Below are 20,534 nucleotides of genomic sequence, written 5' to 3'. Positions count from 1 at the left end.
TCGGATTCCTAGCCGACGACGGCGTCGGTGAGCCAGAACGCCACGGCGGCCACGGCGCCGGCGGCGGGCAGGGTGACCACCCAGGCTCCGACGATGTTGCCGGCGACGCCCCACCGCACCGCGGAGAGCCGGCGGGTTGCGCCGACGCCCATGATCGAGGTGGTGGTGATGTGCGTCGTCGACACGGGGACGGCGAAGACGGTCGCCGTCGTCACCATGACGCTCGAGGCCACGGTCTGGGCCGAGAAGCCGCCGGCGGGCGTGAGCTGGATGATCCGCCGTCCCATGGTGCGCATGATCCGGAAGCCGCCGGCGTAGGTGCCGGCGCTGATCGCCGCGGCAGCGGAGAGGACCACCCAGAACGGCACCTCGAAGGTGTCGATCTCACCGGCGGTGAACAGCGCCAGCGTCATGATGCCCATCGTCTTCTGGGCGTCCTGGATGCCGTGGCCCAGCGCCATCGTGGCCGAACTGGCGATCTGCGCGTACCGGAAGCCGCGGTTGGCCTTCGATACGTTCGCGCTCCGGAAGGCCCACAGGATGGCGAGCATGAACAGGTAGCCCAGCCCGAACCCGACCAGCGGCGAGACGATCATCGGGATGATGACCTTCTCGAACACCCCCATCCACTGCACCGAGTGCGCCGCGGCCAGCGCGGCGCCCACCAGCCCGCCGATGAGGGCGTGCGACGACGACGAGGGCAGCCCGAAGTACCACGTGATCATGTTCCAGGTGATCGCCCCGATCAGGGCGGCGAACACGATCTCCAGCCCGTTCCCGCCTTCGGGCGGATCGATGATCCCCGAACCGACGGTCTTGGCGACCTCGGTCGAGAGGAGTGCCCCGACCAGGTTCATCACCGCCGCCAGGGCCAGCGCCGCCCGGGGGGTCAGCGCCTTGGTGGAGACGGCGACCGCGATGGCGTTGGCCGCGTCGTGGAAGCCGTTGGTGTAGTCGAACGCCAGGGCCACCAGGATGATGACGACCAGACCGATGAAGGCCGCGTCCATACGGGGTCAGGACTCCTTGACGCTGATGGTCTCGACCACGTTGGCCACGTGCTCGAACGCGTCGGCCGCCTCCTCGAGCTGGTCGGCGACCTCCTTCAGCTTGAGGATCTCCAGCGCGTCGAACTCGCCGCTGTAGAGGCGGGAGAGCAGCCGGCGGTAGAGCTTGTCCGCCTCGTTCTCGATGCTGTTGATCTCGATCCAGTAGTCGGAGAGGCCCTTCAGCGAGCGCAGCCGCGGCATCGCCTCGGCGGTCGTCTGCGCCGCGCGCTGGAGGAGCTCCACCTGCTGGTGCATCTCCGCCGGCAGGGTGCCCAGACCGGTGAGGACGACGAGGTCGGCCGCCGCCTCGACGAAGTCCATGACGTCGTCGAGGTTGCTGGCGAGCTTGTAGATGTCCTCGCGGTCGAACGGCGTCACGAAGCTCGTGTTGAGCTGCCGGAAGATCGCGTGCGTCGACTGGTCGCCGGAATGCTCGAGCTCCCGGAGCCGGTCGTTGAGCTCAGCGCGTCGCGCGTGGTCATGGACGAACTGACCGAGGACTTCCGTGGCCGCCACGAGGTTCTCCGCCGAGGCGGTGAACAGCGGGTAGAAGCTCGAGTCCTTGGGGGTCAGGCTGAAGGGCACGCGTGGCTCCGTCTCGGGTCTGGACCGGTCGCCGTCGCCGGGAGGCGGACGCACGGCCGTCGGGGAGCATAGGTGGCGACGGGCGGGCCGGTCCCACGGCAACGCTCAGTTGTGGCGGGCGTCGCTCCGTTCGGCGGGGATTCTCACCCCGCCGAGGGACTCGACGAGGTCCGCGCGGGCACGGGCGACCCGGGATCGGATGGTGCCGACGGGACAGCCGGCCACCTCGGCGGCCTCGGCGTAGGGCAGGCCGAGCAGCTGCGTCAGCACGAAGGCCTCGCGGCGGTCGCCGTCCAGCCGCGCCAGCAGATCGGTGACCGATGCGCCGTCGGCCACCGGGTCCCCGCCGGGAGCGGGAGCAAGGCTCTCGAGCTCACGCTCCTCGCGGACCAGGGTCAGACGCCGCCGTCGGCGCGAGCGGACGGCATCGGCGCAGACCCGCCGCGCGATGGCGAGCAGCCACGTGCGCACCGACGAGCGCCCCTCGAACCGGTGCAGCGAGGCGAAGGCCCGGAGGTAGGTCTCCTGCGTCAGGTCGTCGGCCGACTGGGGGTCGCCGAGCGCCACGCACAGCCGCCAGACGTCCGACTGGGTCGCCCGGACGAGGGCGGCCGCCGCCAGGGGATCGCCGACCGCGGCGTCCGCCGCGATGCCGGCCAGCTCGTCCATGACTCCATCTTCGTTGCCCGATGCAACCCGGCCGGGAACCAGAGGGCGTGGCGGAACGACCAATGCAGCATGGCGTCCTGTTCCTCCGTCCGCGAGGCCCTCTCCGCCCGGCTCGACGGCGAGCCCCTCGGCATGCCCGAGGAGGCGCTGGACCAGCACCTCGCCGCGTGCGCCCCGTGCGTGCAGTGGGCAGAATCCGCCGCCGTGGTGACCCGCCGGGCGCGGTTGGCCGAGGCGCCGCAGGTGCCCGATCTCACGGCCGTCGTCCTCACGGCGCTGCCCCGCGAGCTGCCCGGCGCCGCGGCCGCCGCGCGGTCCCGGCTCGCGGACGCCACCGTGCGCCTGGCCCTGCTGGCCACCGCGGTCGCGCAGGCCGGGCTCGCCTGGCCGGCCCTGTCCTCCGGCGCCGCCGCCATGAGCGCGCCGGTGCACGTGGCGCACGAGACGGGCGCCTGGAACCTCGCGGTCGCGGCCGCCTTCCTGGCGGTGTCGGCCGCCCCGCGCCTCGCGGTCGGCGGGTTGCCGTTCCTCGCCACGTTCGCCGCCCTCCTCGTCCCGGTCACGCTGGCCGACCTGGCCGCCGGACACGTGCACGCCGACCGGGCGGTGGCACACCTGCTCCTCCTGGTCGGGGTGGTGCTGGTGGCGACGGCGGCCTGGCGCGGGCGCCGCCGGGGCGAGGCCCGCCCGGTGCGCGGGCTGAGGGTCCCCGCGTGAGGCGGGCGGGGTTCCCGTCCTGGCTGATCCTGATCACCCTGCTGGCCGGCTGGTTCGCGGCCGGGGTGGGCACGGCACCGCCGGCGGCGGCCCACGCGGAGCTGGTCTCCACGGACCCGGCGGAGGGCGCCCGGCTGGAGGATGCGCCGGAGCGGATCACCCTTCGCTTCAGCGAACCGGTCTCCCTCGGGGCCGGCTACGCCCGCCTCGTGCACTCGGACGGGACGGTGCAGCCGACCACCGCCTCGGTGGACGACGGCATCCTCACGCTCGACCCCGGCGGCGAGCTCCCCGTCGATCGCGGCTACCTCGTCACCTACCGGGTCATCTCGGCCGACTCGCACCCGATCTCCGGGGCCTACTCGTTCGTCGTCGGCGACGCGGATCTGGTGACCGACGCAGCGGCCGACCCCGCCACCGACCCCGGCGTCGCCGCCGCGCTCCCGGCCGCACGGTGGGCCGGCTTCGCCGGCGTCGCCCTCGCCATCGGGGTGCCCGTCCTCGCGCTGGTCTGCTGGCCGGCCGGCTGGGCGTCGCACCGGCTGGGCCGGCTGGCCGGCTGGGGAGCGGGGGCGGTGGCAACCGCCTCGGTCGTGAGCTTCCTCGTGCAGGGCCCGTACGCCGCTGCGAGCAGCCTGGCGACCGCCTTCCAGCCGTCGCTCCTTGCCGCGACGGCCGAGTCGGGTGCCGGCCGGGCGCTCCTGGCTCGCGCGGTGCTGGCTCTCGGCCTGGCGGCGGTCCTGGCCCCGGCGTGGCGCCGCGGTACGTGCCCGTCGGTCGCACGGGCCGTCGTCGCCGGGCTGCTGGCGGCCGGTGTCGTCGTGGGCACGGCGGCCACCGGTCATCCGGTCGCCGGACCCTGGCCGGGCCTGGCGGTCGCGGCCGCCGTCGTCCACGTCGCGGCCATGGCGATCTGGCTGGGTGGTCTGACGGGTCTGCTGCTGGTGGTGCTGCGGCCGCCGACGCCCGGCCGCGAGGTCGCCGCGGTGCTGCCGCCGTGGTCGCGGCTCGCGTTCGCGGCGGTGGCCGCCCTGGTGGTCAGCGGCACGGTGCAGGCGGTCCGGGAGGTGGGCTCGCCGGCGGCGCTGTTCGTCACGACCTACGGCTGGGTGCTCGTCGCCAAGCTGGTCCTGGTCGCGGTGGCGCTCGCGGCGGCCGGTGTGTCCCGGATGTGGGTGCACCAGCGACTCGGGATCCGCCGGGCCCGGCCGCCCGCCCGGCGCAGCGTTCCCGCGAGCGCGTTCGCGGGCGCACCCGGCGCTGCCCGGGCGCCCGTCGACGGTCCCGTCGCCGTTCGCGAGCGGATCCAGACGGCGGGCGCGGTCGAGCACGTGCCCGCCCTGCGCCGGTCGGTGCTCGTCGAGGTGGCCGTCGCGGCCGTGGTGCTGGCGTTGTCGGCCGTGCTCGTCGGCACTCCGCCGGCGCGCTCGGCGGTGGACCGGCCGGTGGACGTCCTGCTGCCCCTCGAGGGGAACGCCGGTCCCTCGGGGAGCGTGCAGATCTCGGTGGACCCCGCCCGCGCCGGCGCCAACACGCTGCACGTGTACCTGTTCGACGACTCCGGCCGGCCCACCCAGCCGGCGGCCATCTCGGTGACCCTCGCCGAGCCGTCCCAGGAACTCGGCCCGCTGGACGTCGACCTCGAGCCAGCCGGGCCAGGGCACTACGTGGGCGACGGCATGAGCATTCCCGGGGCCGGCACCTGGACCCTCGCCGTGACCGTCCGGTTGGACGAGTTCACCGCCACGACCGCCCGAACCGCTTTCCCGGTGCGCTGACGCGTTCCCGGCCCGTCGTCCCAGCAGTCCCGATGAACTGGAGTTCCGTGTCCCTGCCCCGCCCCGTGTCCCGTCTCGCCGTCGTCCTCGCACTGGCGACCGGCGTCGTTGCCGTCGGCGGCGGCGCCGCGTCGGCCCACGTCACGGTCGCATCGTCCGACGCCGCACCCGGCGGCTTCGGCAAGCTGACGTTCCGCGTGCCCAACGAGAGCGACACGGCTAACACCGTCTCGCTCCGCATCCAGATCCCGGAGGAGGCCGCGATGGCCTCCCTGCGCGTCCAGCCGCTGCCGGGCTGGACCGCGACGACGACGACCGCCGAGCTCACCGAGCCCCTCGAGGCGCACGGCGAGGAGATCTCCAGCTACGTCTCGGTGGTCGAGTTCCGGGCCGCGGACGGCGGGGGCATCGCGCCGGGCGAGTTCCAGGAGTTCGCCCTGTCCGGTGGCCCGTTCCCGGACGCCGAGAACCTGGCCTTCCCAACAGTGCAGAGTTACAGCGACGGTAGCGACGCGGCCTGGATCGAGCCGACCGTCGCGGGCCAGGCGGAGCCGGAGCGCCCGGCCCCCGTCCTGACGCTCGCCGCCGGCGCGGCGGCCGCCCCCACCACGGAGCCGGCTGCCGAGGAGCACGGGCACGCCTCCCCGTCGTCCGAGCCGGGCGCCCTGGCGCTGATCGTGGCGTTCCTCGCACTGCTGCTGGCCATCGGCGGCGTGGTCCTGGGGGTGCGGGCGAACCGTCGTACCGTGTCCTCGTGAGATCCGCCGTCCGACGCAGCGTCCGCCCGGCGCTGCCCGCCGCGATCGTGGCGGGTGCCCTGCTGCTGTCCGGCTGCTCGGACCCGGCGGCCGGGACCGAGGGACACGACCACGCCGACGCGCCCGCCGTGGTCGAGGCGCCGGCGGACCGCTACGCGGGGCTCGACCTCGCCGAGCCCTACCGCCGGCCCACCTTCACGCTCACCGACACGACGGGCGCGGCGTACGACTTCAAGGCCGCGACCGCCGGACGGCCGACGCTGCTCTTCTTCGGCTACACCAACTGCCCGGATGTCTGCCCGACCACGATGGCCGACGTCGCCGTCGCGCTGCGGGGGCTGGACCCGGCCGTCGCCGCCCAGGTGCAGGTCGTCTTCGTGACGACAGACCCGGCGTTCGACACCCCGGAGGTGCTCGGCGAGTACCTGGGCCGGTTCGACGCCGACCTCCCCACCCGGTTCGTCGGCCTCACCGGCGAGCAGGACGTCATCGACCAGGCCCAGCTCTCCGCGGGCGTCCCGCTGGCCGAGGACGAGGGCCGGCTGCACTCGTCGTTGCTGCTGCTGTACGGAACCGACGACGAGGCCCAGGTCGCCTTCGACGCGGGGAACACGGCCCGTGACATCGCCGACGACCTCCGCGCGGTGGCGGGCGCGGCATGAGCGGGACCGGCGGCGCGTGAGCCGGGTGACCGGGCGCCTGCTGGTCGTCCTCCTGGCGGTGCTGGGCCTCCTCGCCGTCGCCGGTCCGGCGTCGGCCCACGTGGGCGGCGGGGCGGCGGGCAGCGACTTCGCCGGCCGCGTGCTGTCGGTCCGGCCGGACGTCCCGGGGCTCTCGGTGCGCATCCTGCAGTTCGGGGACGAGCTCGAGCTGGTCAACGGCACCGCCACCGAGGTGCTCGTTCCCGGCTACTCCGGCGAGCCGTACCTGCGGATCGGCCCGGACGGCGTGTGGCGCAACTCCCGCAGTCCCGCGACCTACATCAACCTCGACCGGTACGGGCGCACCTCGCTGCCGGCGGCGGCCGACGTCGCCGCCGAGCCCGCCTGGGAGCAGGTCTCGACGCAGCCGCACTACGTCTGGCACGACCACCGCACGCACTGGATGAGCGAGAACCTGCTGCCACCCGGGGTCGTCGAGGACCCCGGCCGGAGCCAGACGGTCTTCGAGTGGACCGTTCCGCTGGTGCACGGGGACACGGCCGTGGAGGTCACGGGCGAGCTGACCTGGAGCCCCCCGCCGCCGGCGTGGCTGGTCTGGCCGCTCTACGCGGTGCCGGCGCTGCTGGCCGTCGCGGCGGGGCTGCTGGCCCGCACCCCCCGGCCGCTGGGCGTGCTGCTGCTGGTCGGCGCGGCGGCGGCGCTGTGGCACGCGGCGGCCACGCCCGAGCCGCCCGTCAGCATCGCCTCGCACGCCGGCGCGATCCTGTCGGCCCTGCTGCCGGCCGGAACCGCTGTGCTCGTCGCGGTCCTCGGGTTCCGCGCCGCTCTGCGCGGACGCGGCGCGCTGACCGGCCTGCTGGCCGTCGTCCTCGGGTGGCTGCTGCTGGTGCAGGGGCTGCCCGACGTCGACGTGCTGTGGTCGGCGAACGTGGCGTCCGCAGGTCCCGAGCCGGTGGCCCGCGCGGCCGTGGCGGCGCTGGTCGCGCTCGGTGTGGGCCTGGTGCCCGGCGGGATCGCGGCGGTCCGCCGGTTCCGCGAGGCCGAAGCCCGGCCGGGGCGGCTCGCCGCCACCCCGGCCGGATCGCTCAGCTGACCTCGGCCACCGCGTCGAGCGGCAGGACGCTCGGCGAGCCCCAGAACAGCGTGTTGGCCCGCTCGAGATCGCTCTCGAAGTCGACCTCCACCGCCCAGAACGCGGAGATGTCCAGCGGGCGGATGCGGAGGCCGTCGACGGTGATGGCGGTCTCGATCCCTCGCTCGAAGTAGTCCTGGTCGCCGCAGGCCCCCAGGTGCTCGATCAGGACGGCCTTGTCCGCGCTCGACACGTAGTTGATCCCGACGGCCTCGCCGAGACCGCCGACGACTGTCTTGGACAGTTCCCGGATGTATCCGTTCTCGTCCAGGGTGTACTTGACCTCCTCGTCCGCGACCGTCGAGGTGTCGACGCAGACGAAGCTCTCGTCCGCACGTACCCAGGCGAGCACGTGCTCGAGGACCGCGGGGTCGAACACCACGTCGCCGTTGAGCCACAGGACCCCGCCCGTTCCGCTCGTGCGGAGCGCGCGCAGGAGGCTCTTCGAGGTGTTCGTCGTCTCGAAGTTCGGGTTGTAGGCGAACAACAGGTCCGGAGCCGCCCGCATGATCCGCTTGCCGCGGTAACCCACGACGGCGGTGATGGAGACGTCCTCGCCGAAGGCGATACGTAGTCCCTCGAGCTGACGGGACAGGATCGTGTGCCCGTCACCGAGTCGGGTGAGCGGCTTGGGCAGGGCCCGGCCGAGGCGGGTCCCCATGCCGGCCGCGAGAATCACCGCCTGCACGCGGGGATGCAGCGGTCGGGGCACCGCGGTGCGGGCCAGATCTCGCGGAGAGCTCGTCAGGGCTCGGTCGTAGGTCCGCACGTTCATCCCCTTTCCTGGGTGGCGCGTCCGGCGGAGTCGCCGGACGGGAACAGCAGGTCGAGCACGCGTTCGGTGGCGTGCCCGTCCTCGAGTGCACAGAAGGTCTCCCGGAAGCGGTCATAGCGTCCGGCGTGGTCGGCGATGACCCCGTCGATACCTGAGATGGCCGCGACGAGTTCCTCGCCGGTGCGCAGCAGCGGGCCCGGGGCGATCTCGGCGAGATCAACGTAGAACCCGCGCAGATCGTCCCGGTAGTGCTCAAGATCGTATGTGAAGAACACCATCGGCTTGCCCGTGACGGCGAAATCGAACATCGCGGACGAGTAGTCGGTGACCAGCAGGTCGGCTGCGAGGTAGAGCTCCGCGGACTCGGGGCGGGCCGAGACATCGATGACCGGTGAGCCCGGGTCGAGCTCGAGCCGGTCGGAGACGATGCTGTGCAGCCGCAGCAACAGGACGTGGTCGGAGCCCAGCTCGGCGGCGAAGTCGTCGAGGTCGAGCGGCAGCCGGATCTGTGGCGTCCCCGGTCCGGAGAGAACCAGGTCGTCGCGCCAGGTGGGTGCGTACAGGACCGCCGTCGTCCCCTCGGCGATACCCAGCTCGGCCCGCACCCGGGCCCGCACCTCGTCGCGGTCCGGCCGGCTCAGGACGTCATTGCGCGGGTAGCCGGTCTCGGCGATCGGGCCCTCGAAGCGGAACGCGTGGCCCAGCCGGTCGGTGCTGTACGGGTTGGGCGAGAGCAGCACGTCCCACCGTCCGACGTCGCGGTCGGGCTTGAGCAGCCACCCCTCCGGCGCGTTCGGGATGTCGTGGTGGATCCGCTTCAGCGGAGTGCCGTGCCAGGTCTGCAGGTAGGTGGTGCCGGCCTTCTTGGTCCAGTCCAAGGAGATGCAGTCGTTGCCGACCACGAGGTCGGCGGACTCCAGCGCGGCCACCGCCTCCGGGGTGCCGAACAGGACCGGCTCGATGCCCGGGGGGAAGGAGTCCCGGGTCTTCGCGGTGCAGATCCAGCGGTGCCGGTCCACGGGCCCGCGGCGGGCCAGGAGGCCCTCGTAGATCGCGCGCGGATTGTCGGCGAACAGGCCTCGGTAGACGAACCAGACGATGTCCAGGGGCCGGTCCGGCGCCTCCACCGCGACGGAGGGGGTCGGCGCGCTGCTCTGGACCTGCGGCATCGCGTCCCCCCTTGTCTCCGTCGTGCCGGGTCTCGTCTCCGGACAGGCTTGATCGCCGCCGTCCCGGGGATCCGGTCCGGCTCTGGTGCAGTACACGGGTGCGGCGGTCGCCGCGCAATGGCCCGATGCCCGGGTCCGCGACCGGACGCCCCCGACGCTTCACCCGAGGGGGTCCGCCGTCCGTCGGCGTCCCGGCCGTCGGATGGGCAGGCAGGTCCGTCGACTCCACGCTAGCCGGAACAGGCAGTCCGGGGGAATGACATCGGTGTGAGTAACGCCTGTGGTCGGCGTGGTGTGTGAGGCAGGTCGCACGGCGTGTCACGGAACGACGCGCCGCACATGGGGTCACGGAACGGTCACGGAATGTTTCTATAGCGGTCAGACCAATCCAGTCGCCCCCGGGACTTCCCCCCGATCAGGACAGGCAGGTGCATGGCCGCACGATCCGCACAGGAGGCCCCCACGGATCTCCTGCAGACCGTCCGACCGTCCCGTACCGCCGGCGTGAGGTCCCGCCGCCGTGGTCCGGCCACTCCGGTGACCGGACGCCGCCCCGCCCTCCTGCTCAGCGCGCTGCTCTCCGGCGGTCTCGTCGCTGCCGTCCTGGGGATCCCGGGAGCTCCCTCGGCGTCGGCCGAGGCGACGTCCGTGGTCGAGGCTCAGGCGCTGCTCACCGCTGACGCGGGCCTCGAGTTGAAGCCCCAGGCCTCGATCACCGTGGCGGAGGCCCAGGTGCGGCTGCAGGAGGTCGCCGCGTCCCGTGCCGCGCGCGCCGAGGCCGAGGCGGCGGCGGCGGAGGCGGCTCGCCCCAAGGCCGTGCTGCCCGTCAACGGGGCACGTCTCACCAGTGGCTACGGCAGCCGGTGGGGCACGTTCCACTACGGCATCGACCTCGCCGCCCCCATGCGCACGCCCGAGTACGCGGCCGTGGACGGCGTGGTGCTCCGCGCCGGTTCGGCCAGCGGGTTCGGCCTGGCGGTCTACATCCTCCACGACAACGGCGACGTCACCGTCTACGGCCACATGGACTCGATCCTGGTGAAGCCGGGTCAGTACGTGGAGGCCGGCGAGACGATCGCCCTGCTCGGCAACCGGGGCCAGTCCACCGGCCCCCACCTGCACTTCGAGGTGCACAAGGGCGGCGAGGACGGCGAGCGGATCAACCCGGTCGGCTGGCTGAGCGCGCGCGGCGTCCAGGTCTGAGCGCCGGGGGCGCGTGATCTGATCGGCGCGTGTCCAGCGCCGTCGAGGAGTCCAACCGGCGGCTGCTGCGCGCCCGGGATGCCATGGACCGGCGCTACGCCGAGCCGCTCGACGTCCGGACCCTCGCCCGGATCGCGCACGTCTCCGAGGCGCACTTCATCCGCACCTTCCGGGCCACCTTCGGGGAGACGCCGAACCGCTATCTGCAGCGACGGCGGGTCGAGCGGGCGATGTTCCTGCTGCGCTCGGGAGGCCGCAGCGTCACCGACATCTGCATGGACGTCGGTTTCAGCAGTCTCGGCACCTTCAGCCGGGTGTTCCGCGAGATCGTGGGTGAACCGCCGAGCGTCTACCGGCGGCGCGGGCCGCTCGCGCCGGTGCCGTCGTGCTTCGCGATGGCGTGGCTGCGGCCGAGCAGTTTCGGAGAAGCACGGCGGGAGTGAGGGCCCCTAGCGTTCGCGGCATGTTGAACGCCATCACCATCACCCAGATCTACGTTCCCGACCAGGACCAGGCGCTGGCCTTCTACGTCGGCAAGCTCGGGTTCGAGGTCCAGGCCGACATGAACTTCGGCCCCATGCGCTGGCTGACCGTCAACCTGCCGGGGCAGCCCGACCGCGCGATCCTGCTGGAGAAGCCGGGGCCGCCGTCGATGAGCGAGGAGACCGCCGCCCAGGTGCGCGACCTCATCACCAAGGGCGCGGCCGGCGGCCACCTCTTCTTCCAGTGCGACGACGCCTACAAGACCCATGCGGAACTCAAGGCGAACGGCGTGGAGATCACCGAGGAGCCGGTCGACCAGCCCTACGGCATCGACTTCGGGCTCCGCGACCCCTTCGGCAACCACCTGCGCATCGCGCAGATGAAGCAGGGCTGACCGCGCGCGTGCCGTCGGGTGGACGGCGCCTCCTGACCGGGCGCCGTCCACCCTGCGCGGCCCGATCCGCGGTGCCAGGCTCGGGTATGCGCGCACGCCGGCAACTCTTCTTGCCCTCGGTGCTCGTGGCGGTGACGGTGGCGCTGCCCTCGTGCACCGCGGACGACCGGGATCCGGAGGCGGCCTCGTCGTCGGCGGAGCTGAGCGAGCCGCCGGGCGCTGCGCCCGCGGCCTCGGACCCGGCCCCGGCTGCTCCGGATCCGGCACCGGCCGCCCCGGACCCGGCCCCTGCCGCCCCGGATCCGGCCCCGGCCGCCCCGGACCCGGCACCCGCCGCGCCCGCCCCCGCGCCGCGGGGGGAGGCGGCGCTGCCGTTACCGGGCTCCCGGGCGACGGCCGAATCCGTCAGTCCGCTCGCCGCGGCGTGCACCGACGTCCTCGACGCGCTGACCGAGGCGGTGATCCGGTACGAGGTGGTGGCGCTCGCGGAGGCCGCCGGCTCGGGCAGCCGTGCCGCGGCGTCAGCGGACATGCTCACCCACATCGAGCGTGCCCGCACGGCCGCCAGCAGTCAGGGCGGACTGCCGTCGGCCGCGGCTCCGGCGATCAACGCGGTCATCGCTCTACGGGGCGGTCTCGACAGCCGGGCGACGCTGGACGAGGAGGACGCCGCACCCTGGCGCGGAGTGCGTGACGACCTCCAGTCGTGGTGCCAGGCCCAGGACTGACGGCCGCCGGACGCGGCCGGAGCCCTGCGCTGGCCGGATCACCCGGCCCTGTACAGTTGGCAACGGCTCGGACACACCAGACCGGGTCGGCAAGGGGCTGTGGCGCAGCTGGTAGCGCACCACACTGGCAGTGTGGGGGTCAGGGGTTCGAGTCCCCTCAGCTCCACCCATCTGAGCAGGGCTTTCTTCGTCCTGTGCGCTTTCAACCAACTCCGTGGTTGCAGTTCTGGTTGCAGTTTGTATGCCCTTACCTGTCAGCAGCAGGGCGCCCATCCGGTCCGCCGCCTCGCGGGCCAGTGCCGGCATGACGTGGCTGTAGATGTCCATCGTCGTGCGCATCTGGCTGTGGCCGAGCAGCTCCATGACGACACGTGGATGCACGTTCTCGCTGAGCAGCAGTGTCGCGGCCGTGTGACGGCCGTCGTGCAGGCGGACGTGGCGGACGCCCGCCTCCTGCAGGAGCCGCGTCCAGTCGTCGTAGTCGGTCTTCTTGTCGATCGGCCGACCGTTGGCCTGCGCGAAGACCAGGTCCTCGTCCTGCCACTCGGAGCCGGCGAGCATCTGCTCACCGAGCTGGACGGCCTTGTGGCGGTGCAGCTCGGCGACCAGCGGCAGCGGTAGTGCCAGGGTGCGCTGGCTGCGCTTGCTCTTGGGCTCCTCGTAGATCAGGCCACCGCCGCGGACCCGGTGGATGCTGCGCCGGACCGTGAGGGTGTTGTTGAGGAGGTCGATGTCCTTCCACTGCAGCGCGAGCGCCTCGGACTGGCGCAGACCGAGGGCCAGCGCGACCGTCCAGCGGGCCGAGTTGCGCACGGTGGAGGCCGCTTCCAGGACTGCGCGGGCTTCGTCGAGATCCAGAGCCGTGGCCAGGTCGCTCTGCCGCTGGGCTGGCGGGTCGACGAGCGCAGCGACGTTGCGCGGCACGTGCCCGCGCTGGACCGCGACCGTGAGGGCCCGGGACAGGATGCGGTGGTGCCGGAGCACGGAGGCGGGGGAGTAGCCGTCGTCGAGCAGGGCGGTGTAGAGCTGGTCGAGGTGTTCGGGCCGCAGCCGGTCGAGGCGGTGCCGTCCGATGCCGGGGATCAGGTGCCTGCGAACGGCCGACTCATAGCTCTCCAGCGTTCGCTGTCGCACCCGGCGCGGGGCGATGGTGGTCAGCCAGTGCTCGAGCCACCAGGCGACGGTCGGGGTCGACGTCTCGCCGACCGTCCCGGAATCGCGCTTGCGTTCGAGCTCTCGGACCTTCGCCACCACCACGCTGCGGTTCTTGCTGCTGACGTGCCGGCGGTCGAGCGTGCCGCCGAGCGTGAACCCGACGGAGACGTAGCCGTGCCAGCGCCCGTCGGCGCCTTTGTAGATCGTCGACTCACCGTTCGACGCCCGTCCCGCCATCCGCTACCCCTTGTCGCTCTCTCGGAGCCTGAGTGTGCTGGAGCGCTCAGGTAAGGGGCAGGCCCGCTGTGGATTCACGCGGCATCCGGCGAAGGCTGTGGATGGGACCGGGCAGCATCGAGCCGGCGCACGTAGCTCGCGACCTCCGCCTGGGATATCCGGCAGCTGCGGCCGATGTGTACCGCACGCAGCTCCCCGCGCTTCATGAGCGCGTACACCGTCTTGCGACCGATGCCGAGGACCGTCGCGGCCTCTTCGGGCGTGAGCAGGAGACGGTCGGCGGCCATGACGTCCCGAAGCGGCTGCGGATCATCCATGCCGACATCTCCCGGATCAGTCGCGTGCTACGTGGAGGCTTGCGCACGACGGTGGGGGAGCGGCCTGCCGAACATCTCCAGTGCCCTACCAGTCAGGCCATCCGATGGTGACCGTCGCCGACTCGGAGACCGGAGCCGCTGCCTCCTACTACTGCAGAAGTACTGGAGCTCGGGTTCAGTGCAGGTCGGGAGCGCCGGTGAGGTGCGCACGTCGCCGGTAGTTCTCCAGTACGGGCTGCAGGGCCCGCCCCAGAGCGGGCAAGTCGCGGTCGTAGACCCGCCCGTCGTTCAGCTGGCCTGCGAGGTCGCCGAGCACTCTGGGCCAGTCGCGGCGGGTGGGCACGAGAGGCACCTGGACTTCGACGCGCCGCTCTACAAGCTCCACCGCGGACAGACCGGAGGCAGCAGCCCTTCCCTGCTCCCAGGAGCGGTGCCGACAGGTAGCCGAGCAGCACTTCGGGATAGGCCCCCGGCTTCTTGGCGTGATCAGTCCACCGCGCCACCCGCAGGCCGTCGCCGCGGTCCTCCGTTCGGGACGGTGCGCCTCCGCCGCGGCCTGCTCCGAGCGGGCCCTCGGCGTCGTCCGCTCGGCTTGCTGACGGCGCTGCCGCTCGCGCTCCCGCCGCCGGGCTCGGTATCCGTTGCTGCCGCTGATTCCCATGCCGTCAAGGCTCCGGACGAGTCTCCAGAAATCCGTCACCACGAGCTGCAGCACCCTTGGTGAATGACGCGCGTTCATTGATCTTGTTGGATACCGGGTGACTCGGCGTCGGCGGGAGTCGCCGCAGCGGTGGTCTGGCTGGCTGGGCAAGGGTGTCTCTGAAGGCGGCTCGAGGGACACTAGGCGCGTCGCAAGAGGGCCATCTGCGTCGCCCCTAACGTCAATATTTTGGAAACGACACTCGGTCGCGACCGTCTCTGCAAGGCCCGCCTCGTCAGCCTTGGTGATGGGCCTGAACGACGCCTCCACCCAGCACGGTGGATCTCAACCGCACGTGACGGCTTGACTGGACCGCGTTGTACGGATCACCGCCCAATGCCCCCCGCAACGGAAGATCTGACCGGGCGGCTGCTGTGCGAACTAGTCGGAGCTAGACACGGTTTCATGCAACGGCGGAGCGCTAACATCGGTCAATGCGGCGGCTTGCAAGGTCAACCAATCGGATCCGCGCCATAAGGTCAGCCTTGGCCGCATGGCCCAAGAGCGCGATTGCAATGGTCGCGATCCTGATCGGCTTCGTTGCGGTCTTCGTCACGTTATGGGCCGTGGGTCGACGACCCTGGGGTCCGTTGGATATCGACGCGGTCGGCTCTCTCGGAGATTGGGTCTCTGGCCTCGGTGCCGTTGCTGCCGTTTCGGTCACCGTATGGCAGTTCATTCGCACTAGGAGAGCCGAACGTGAGCATGAAGAGCGCGCGGAAGCAATGAGAGTCACAGCATGGGCGAAGTGGACGACAATCGGTGACTCAGTTCACGGTCACGACGGCGACAGTGCGTCCTCAGCGGGTGAAGGGGTTAGAGGGCTGACTGTTCAAAACGGGTCACAGGGCGCTCTTTACGATTGGAACGTCACGATCGTGCCCTCCGAGAGTGGGTGGGTGGACTATGTTCACCTGTCCTCGCGAGTGGGTCAGATTCCACCTGATGGACGCATCACCATCAACGTGCAACACGCGCCGGAAGGGGTTACGGTTCGCCGCTACGGGAAAGAGGACAGGGCAATGGGAATTCCTCGTTTCGTCGTAGTTGCCTTCACGGATGCTTGGGGCAAAGGCTGGATACGAGTAAATGGCGACATACAGAAAGTTCCCCGTGAGAGCCACTTCGTGCCTCGGCTCGTCCACCTGCGGAATCCCGCCATGCCGTGGGCCGGAATCCTCGATCAAGCCGAGTGGTCCGCGTTTCGAGATGCGATCGGGTCCCCCGACAGTCTCCCTGGCCTCTTAAGTGACCTAATCCCGGAGAAGCGTAGGGAATATCCGTGGCTGGGCAGGGAGGTTATAGATGAGCGTTCCAGATCAGTATTGGCGGCAAGACTTCGAGAACGAGGGACGCTTGTATACAGCTACCCTGAGCGCGCTGTGGTCCGAACAGTCGGACGTGCGTCCGCGTATCGAAGGACGCAAGAATTCTTCCGTGCCGTGACGCTAAGCACCAAGGGTGAGTTGCTCTATTTGAGACAGGACTAGGATGCAGGCGCGGAGGAAGGCAGCCCTTTACGCCCGGCAGAGTTGTCCCAGAGTGAGCCGCTCAGGGACGTAGGGTGGCTCAACGGACATGCGCGACGCGAGCTCCGGGCGCACATTGCCCTCCCAGGCGAGATTCGGGGTCAGTGAGTGGCGTTGGCTAGCCACTCGTCCAACGTCTCCGCAAAGCCGGTCATCATGCTCCGCTGCTCTTCGCTCAACGCCTTCGAATCGAGTGCGATGCGCAACCCATCACGCAAAGACTCGGCCATCGCACGGTCGATGTGCGATGTGAATGAGCCGGCCGGATCGACCGCGCTGCCGCCGAGCGCCAGGTTCTCCTGGGCGGACCACGCGATGACGCGCTTCGCGTTGGCTTCAGACAGGCCTGGCAGGTCGACCGACCAGTAGGGCCAAACAAGACCTGGGTCATCGATCTTCAGTCTCTTTCGGCGAAGCACAGCCCCCACCCTATGAGCCGTCCCATGGTGGGCCGCTTGGAGACACGGCGGGCCGTACTTTCCCGGAAGCGCCTGACGCGCACGCCGTGCGCAATTGGGCGGGTCCAAGTCAGTCGGACTACCCGTTCGAACAGGTAGCGCGGCGGCCTGCCTATCGGTCACAACGAGTCTCGTCACCGCAGATGCATGAGGTGTGTCGCCTCGTGATCTTGGAATCTCCAGCTGCGTGAGGAGGGCACCAGCCGGGAGACGGCGTGAGCCTCGCTCGGCGCCAGCGGAAACTGGAAGACTCTTTGGAAGGGCTTAACTCGGGGCGCGTGACGGCGACCGCAGGCCGGTGTCCCACGAGGGATGCTCTGTGGACGGGCGCCTTCAACGGTCGGGTCGCCGAGGATGTCGCCGCGGCTCGGCTCCTCCCGGAACGACCAGCCCGCGCACTTCGTCCCACTGTCGGCGGGATCTGAAACACTCCTGTCACGGAAGTCGGGCAAGGGAGCGGGGGAACGTGGACGCTCAGCAGGTCGTGCAGTCGATTTCGATGGGCTCGCGTGTAGCGGAGGACGAGGCGAAGGAACTCGCCGCCTACTTCGTCGAGACAGAGAACTGGCGCAAGGTCTACGAGGGCGAGGCCGACGTGATCTTCGCGCCCAAGGGAGGCGGCAAGAGCGCGATCTACTCAATGCTCATGTCCCGGGAGAGTGAGTTCTTCGACCGTCGCGTCCTGCTCGCGACCGCCGAGAATCCCAAGGGCGACACCGCTTTCGCCGAGGTTGAGAAGGAGCCGCCTACGACGGAGGCCGAGTTCATCGGCCTCTGGAAGATCTACTTCCTCTCGCTCATCGCGCAGACCCTCGCCGAGTACGAGGTGAAGAACGACCCAGCTGCGAAGTTGCTAGCCAAGCTCCAGGAAGCCGATCTTCTACCGCCGGCCGACGCCCCGCGCCGCCAGCTCGTCCGGATCGCCATGGATTTCGTGAAATCTTTCTTCCGGCCGGTGGCCTCGGTCGAGGCAAGCATGACCGTCGACCCCGCGAGCGGCGTGCCCGTGGTCGTCCCCAAGATCACGTTCGCCGAGCCCAGCTCCGAGCAGAGGAAGGCCGGCGCCCTCTACGTCGACGAGCTGTACGACTTCGCGGAGGACGCGCTTGAGAAGGCCGGCTACACGATGTGGATCCTTCTGGACCGCTTGGACATCGCCTTCGCCGACTCGGCCGACCTGGAGGCCAACGCCCTGCGTGGCCTCTTCCGGGTTTACCGGGACCTCCAGACCCGCAGCTTCGTGGACCTGAAGATCTTCCTGCGGTCGGACATCTGGGAGTCCATCACCGTGACCGGATTCCGGGAGGCCAGCCACATCACGCGAGACCTCCGCATCGAGTGGAACGAGAACACGCTGGTTCGGCTCGCGGTTCAGCGGCTGCTGCGTAGCGAGTCGCTCCGCGAGCACTACGGCGTGGGGCACGACGAGGTCCTCTCGGACGTCGAGAGGCAGAAGGCGTTCTTCTACCAGGTGTTCCCGCAGCAGGTGGACCAGGGCAGCCGGCGACCTGCGACCATCGACTGGTGCCTGACCCGGACCAAGGACGGCACTGGCCAGAACGCTCCACGCGAGCTCATCCACCTGCTGACAGAGACCCGGAACAGTCAGCTGACCCGGTTCGAGACCGGCCAGGCCGCCCCCGAGGCTGGCGCGGTCTTCGTCGGCCAGGCGTTCAAGGACGCGCTGCCCGCGGTCTCCAAGGCGCGCCTGACGCAGACGCTGTATGCCGAGCACCCCAGCCTGCGGCCGTACATCGAGAAGATGGAGGGGCAGAAGTCGCGCCAGAACGACGCGAGCCTCGCTTCGGTGTGGGGCGTGTCGGAGGCTGAGGCGGCGAAGATCGCGGACCAGCTGGTGGTGGTGGGGTTTTTCGAGCCGCGGCTCGGCGACTACTGGGTCCCGTTCATCTACCGACCTGCTCTGGAGATGGTTCAAGGGTCCGCCGAGGGCGTCGCCGCCGCGGCCGACGACGAGTAGGGCGCCTGGCGCGGCACCACGGTGCGCGGGCGGACCGTCACATCTTCCTCATCACCAACGGAGTCAATATGGCCACCAACGACTGTCCACGCTGCGGCCGTCCTACCGCTGACGGGGGCAACTACGCGGATCGCCACGACCAGGCGTACTGCTCCCCGATCACGTCCCCCAACTGCTGGCAGTGGCCCGACCCCGACACCGCCCTCATCCATTACGACGTGGGCAGCTCGGGGACACGAGCTGCGTGCGCGAAGCGCAGCGGCGACGTGTGGACCTCGAACGAGAGCGACGTGAACTGCTCCGACTGCCTCGCGGTCATGTGACTGGGGATCGGCAGTGGGATGGGACGCAGCATGCGCTTGTGCGGTTCGCCCGTCAGCCAAGACCCGCGTAACGCTGGTTACCCATCCTGGCCCGACCTTGCGGCAGGCCGTACCGATAGACGATCGGCTGCCGGACGCTGCAACGCGCTCCAGACCCTGCGGGCGACGAGGAGCCACCCGGGAGGTGGGTAAGCCGTTCAATGGGGCGGCGACACCTCCTCATCTGGCGGTAGCCGGAATTGCAACATCCCACGGTCGATCCGTTGGGGCACGGTTGGCTTCCTTCCTGGTCACGCTCGGGACGGTGAGCGGCGCCCTGCAGGCAACCTGTCACAACGCGTTCCGCCGCCCGAGATGCAAGACGTGTGTCCCTGTTGATCTTGGGGCTTCTCCAGTGATGGAGCGTTGGCTAGGACCCATCGATGAGGGCCCGCTTGGCATGCTGCGAGGTGTCTCTGAAGGCGGCTTTAGGGACACACGATGGCTGCGCCGAAGCCGGGACAGGACGCGATGCAGAGTCGGTACGCCGTCGCGTCCAGCCGAGCGCTGGCGCCTCCACGCCCGACCGCGTGAGCCTTGGACGACGGTGAGCTGAGGGCTCGCTCCCTCGAAACGCGACCGGGGGTCCGAGCCGTTCGGTCGAGCTGGCCGGATCGGCTTGGCAGACTCGGGTGCATGACGGAGGAGACGTGGCGGCCGCTGGGTGTCGGCACCGACGAGGAGATCGCCGAATACGACGCGCTGCACGACGGTGTACCCGAGTGGATGTCCAGCGCGATGTGGGCGTGGGTGCGTCAGGGGATCACCGTTCGCCGCAGGTACCCGGACGGAAGCGGCTCAGTCGCCATGCTCGACAGCGCCCTGGCCGAGCGCATGTGTCAGACACTGCGGATCCCCCTCCCGACGCTGAGGGCAGCCGCAGTCAGTGTGGATACGGGGCACAGACATCTGACGGCCGCGATGACGGCTTTGCACGAGCACCCGCATCCTCTGCAGATCGTTGACTACCTCCTGGCGCACGGCGGACACGCCAAGCCGGACGAGCTCGCCGAGGTGCTTCTCTGCAGCCGCAGTGCGTGGGAAGTGGGTGAGCGGGCAGGACGTCCGGGGTTGGCTCGACGTGTGCCGGCCGGCGTCCAGGTTGCCGCCGACTCGGTGATGCAGCGTGCCGGTCGCGCGGGTGCGCGGTTGGCGAAGGCGTGGGAGGCGCTCTATGGGATAGAGCCGAACTCGAGCGAGGCGTACCGGCTGGCGATCCTCGCGGTGGAAGACGCTGCAGTCTCGGTGGTATCACCGAAGAACGAGAAGGCCACCCTCGGGACGATATTGCGGGACGTTGAGCAGCAGGGGGACTGGCGCCTGCCCATGACCCGAGAGCACGAGGGAGCTCCGTCCCGAGAGGTGCTCGTCGGGATGATCCGCCTTCTGTGGCACGGCCAGCACGACCGACATGGCGGGCAGCCTTCGGCGCCGGGAGACGTGTCCTTCGAGGAGGCAAGCGTCGCCGTCTCCCTGGCCGTAACGCTCGTGCAGTGGTTCGGCGCTGGACTGCTCTCCCGAGAACGGTAAGACGCCGCAGACCGTCCTGGAAGGGTCGTTCAGACGCACTGATGGCAGCGACGCACGCACTTCCGCGGAACGGGTCAAGCGGCCTCGTGGTCGGCGCCAAGTCGATGCAGCCGCACCGTTGGCTCCCGCAATCTGTCAGACCCCCGTGTCAGCCTGGCCGGGTGCG

The 20,534-nt window shown here is 70.6% G+C and carries 20 protein-coding genes and 1 tRNA gene; 13 read left to right on the top strand and 8 right to left on the bottom strand.

The annotated features are described in order from the left end of the window. Nucleotides 1-8: 8 nt before the first annotated feature. From E4P39_RS03530 to E4P39_RS03520, 3 genes are all read right to left on the bottom strand, one after another. Entirely contained in the window at nucleotides 9-1,010 is a 1,002-nt protein-coding gene (locus E4P39_RS03530) for an inorganic phosphate transporter (protein WP_135135008.1), read from the bottom strand. Nucleotides 1,011-1,016: 6 nt separating this feature from the next. Then, nucleotides 1,017-1,634 carry a DUF47 family protein gene (locus E4P39_RS03525; protein ID WP_135135007.1) on the bottom strand — a complete coding sequence of 206 codons (618 nt, stop codon included), beginning with the start codon at nucleotides 1,632-1,634 and terminating at the stop codon, nucleotides 1,017-1,019. A 105-nt stretch (nucleotides 1,635-1,739) separates the two neighbouring features. Beyond that, a complete protein-coding gene (locus tag E4P39_RS03520; protein ID WP_135135006.1) occupies nucleotides 1,740-2,303 on the bottom strand; it encodes a sigma-70 family RNA polymerase sigma factor in 564 nt (187 codons plus the stop codon). Between the two features lie 69 nt (nucleotides 2,304-2,372). Between E4P39_RS03520 and E4P39_RS22560 the strand changes: the two genes are divergently transcribed. Genes E4P39_RS22560 through E4P39_RS03500 form a run of 5 tightly spaced genes read left to right on the top strand, consistent with a single transcriptional unit; the run spans nucleotide 2,373 to nucleotide 7,311 of the window. Then, the gene (locus E4P39_RS22560) at nucleotides 2,373-3,020 is read left to right on the top strand and encodes a zf-HC2 domain-containing protein (protein ID WP_209306324.1); all 648 of its coding nucleotides are present in this window, start codon (nucleotides 2,373-2,375) and stop codon (nucleotides 3,018-3,020) included. After that, nucleotides 3,017-4,798, top strand: coding sequence for a FixH family protein (locus E4P39_RS03515; RefSeq protein ID WP_209306323.1), 1,782 nt, complete (start codon nucleotides 3,017-3,019; stop codon nucleotides 4,796-4,798). The genes E4P39_RS22560 and E4P39_RS03515 overlap by 4 nt, the downstream gene beginning before the upstream one ends. Before the next feature lie 32 nt (nucleotides 4,799-4,830). Further along, the gene (locus E4P39_RS03510) at nucleotides 4,831-5,556 is read left to right on the top strand and encodes a YcnI family protein (protein WP_135135004.1); all 726 of its coding nucleotides are present in this window, start codon (nucleotides 4,831-4,833) and stop codon (nucleotides 5,554-5,556) included. Beyond that, entirely contained in the window at nucleotides 5,553-6,218 is a 666-nt protein-coding gene (locus E4P39_RS03505; RefSeq protein ID WP_135135003.1) for an SCO family protein, read from the top strand. The genes E4P39_RS03510 and E4P39_RS03505 overlap by 4 nt, the downstream gene beginning before the upstream one ends. A gap of 16 nt (nucleotides 6,219-6,234) precedes the next feature. Beyond that, nucleotides 6,235-7,311 carry a hypothetical protein gene (locus E4P39_RS03500; RefSeq protein ID WP_135135002.1) on the top strand — a complete coding sequence of 359 codons (1,077 nt, stop codon included), beginning with the start codon at nucleotides 6,235-6,237 and terminating at the stop codon, nucleotides 7,309-7,311. Here E4P39_RS03500 and E4P39_RS03495 read toward each other — a convergent pair. Both E4P39_RS03495 and E4P39_RS03490 read right to left on the bottom strand, forming a co-directional pair. Next, on the bottom strand, nucleotides 7,304-8,125 hold the full coding sequence (locus tag E4P39_RS03495) for a phosphocholine cytidylyltransferase family protein (protein WP_135135001.1): 822 nt from the start codon (nucleotides 8,123-8,125) through the stop codon (nucleotides 7,304-7,306). The two genes, E4P39_RS03500 and E4P39_RS03495, sit on opposite strands and share 8 nt — an antisense overlap. Then, entirely contained in the window at nucleotides 8,122-9,294 is a 1,173-nt protein-coding gene (locus E4P39_RS03490; RefSeq protein ID WP_209306322.1) for a CDP-glycerol glycerophosphotransferase family protein, read from the bottom strand. Before E4P39_RS03490 ends, E4P39_RS03495 begins: the two co-directional genes overlap by 4 nt. A 537-nt stretch (nucleotides 9,295-9,831) precedes the next feature. Between E4P39_RS03490 and E4P39_RS03485 the strand changes: the two genes are divergently transcribed. From E4P39_RS03485 to E4P39_RS03460, 6 genes are all read left to right on the top strand, one after another. Further along, the gene (locus E4P39_RS03485) at nucleotides 9,832-10,497 is read left to right on the top strand and encodes a M23 family metallopeptidase (RefSeq protein WP_245159606.1); all 666 of its coding nucleotides are present in this window, start codon (nucleotides 9,832-9,834) and stop codon (nucleotides 10,495-10,497) included. A 29-nt stretch (nucleotides 10,498-10,526) separates the two neighbouring features. Next, nucleotides 10,527-10,940 carry an AraC family transcriptional regulator gene (locus E4P39_RS03480; protein ID WP_135134999.1) on the top strand — a complete coding sequence of 138 codons (414 nt, stop codon included), beginning with the start codon at nucleotides 10,527-10,529 and terminating at the stop codon, nucleotides 10,938-10,940. A 20-nt stretch (nucleotides 10,941-10,960) separates the two neighbouring features. Continuing rightward, complete coding sequence (locus E4P39_RS03475) at nucleotides 10,961-11,374, top strand: VOC family protein (RefSeq protein ID WP_135134998.1); 414 nt, start codon at nucleotides 10,961-10,963, stop codon at nucleotides 11,372-11,374. An 86-nt stretch (nucleotides 11,375-11,460) separates the two neighbouring features. Then, entirely contained in the window at nucleotides 11,461-12,102 is a 642-nt protein-coding gene (locus E4P39_RS22555; protein ID WP_209306321.1) for a hypothetical protein, read from the top strand. Between the two features lie 93 nt (nucleotides 12,103-12,195). Then, nucleotides 12,196-12,268 (top strand) — tRNA-Ala (locus E4P39_RS03465). 179 nt (nucleotides 12,269-12,447) lie between these two features. Further along, the gene (locus E4P39_RS03460) at nucleotides 12,448-12,723 is read left to right on the top strand and encodes a hypothetical protein (RefSeq protein WP_135134997.1); all 276 of its coding nucleotides are present in this window, start codon (nucleotides 12,448-12,450) and stop codon (nucleotides 12,721-12,723) included. 845 nt (nucleotides 12,724-13,568) lie between these two features. Here E4P39_RS03460 and E4P39_RS03450 read toward each other — a convergent pair. The 3 genes from E4P39_RS03450 to E4P39_RS03440 form a co-directional block, all read right to left on the bottom strand. Further along, a complete protein-coding gene (locus tag E4P39_RS03450) occupies nucleotides 13,569-13,811 on the bottom strand; it encodes a helix-turn-helix domain-containing protein (RefSeq protein ID WP_209306320.1) in 243 nt (80 codons plus the stop codon). A 175-nt stretch (nucleotides 13,812-13,986) separates the two neighbouring features. After that, nucleotides 13,987-14,154, bottom strand: coding sequence for a hypothetical protein (locus E4P39_RS03445; RefSeq protein WP_245159605.1), 168 nt, complete (start codon nucleotides 14,152-14,154; stop codon nucleotides 13,987-13,989). A 1,987-nt stretch (nucleotides 14,155-16,141) separates the two neighbouring features. Beyond that, nucleotides 16,142-16,459, bottom strand: coding sequence for a hypothetical protein (locus E4P39_RS03440; protein WP_135134995.1), 318 nt, complete (start codon nucleotides 16,457-16,459; stop codon nucleotides 16,142-16,144). 505 nt (nucleotides 16,460-16,964) lie between these two features. On the opposite strand from E4P39_RS03440, the gene E4P39_RS03435 reads away from it, so the two are divergent. Continuing rightward, complete coding sequence (locus tag E4P39_RS03435) at nucleotides 16,965-18,476, top strand: hypothetical protein (protein WP_135134994.1); 1,512 nt, start codon at nucleotides 16,965-16,967, stop codon at nucleotides 18,474-18,476. A gap of 998 nt (nucleotides 18,477-19,474) precedes the next feature. Next, nucleotides 19,475-20,368 carry a hypothetical protein gene (locus E4P39_RS03430; protein WP_135134993.1) on the top strand — a complete coding sequence of 298 codons (894 nt, stop codon included), beginning with the start codon at nucleotides 19,475-19,477 and terminating at the stop codon, nucleotides 20,366-20,368. Nucleotides 20,369-20,534 lie beyond the last annotated feature (166 nt).

The organism is Blastococcus sp. CT_GayMR19 (assembly GCF_004570385.1).
Taxonomy (GTDB): Bacteria; Actinomycetota; Actinomycetes; order Mycobacteriales; family Geodermatophilaceae; genus Blastococcus_B.
Note: the sequence above shows the minus strand (reverse complement) of the source record. Positions and strands in the feature narration are given on the sequence as shown.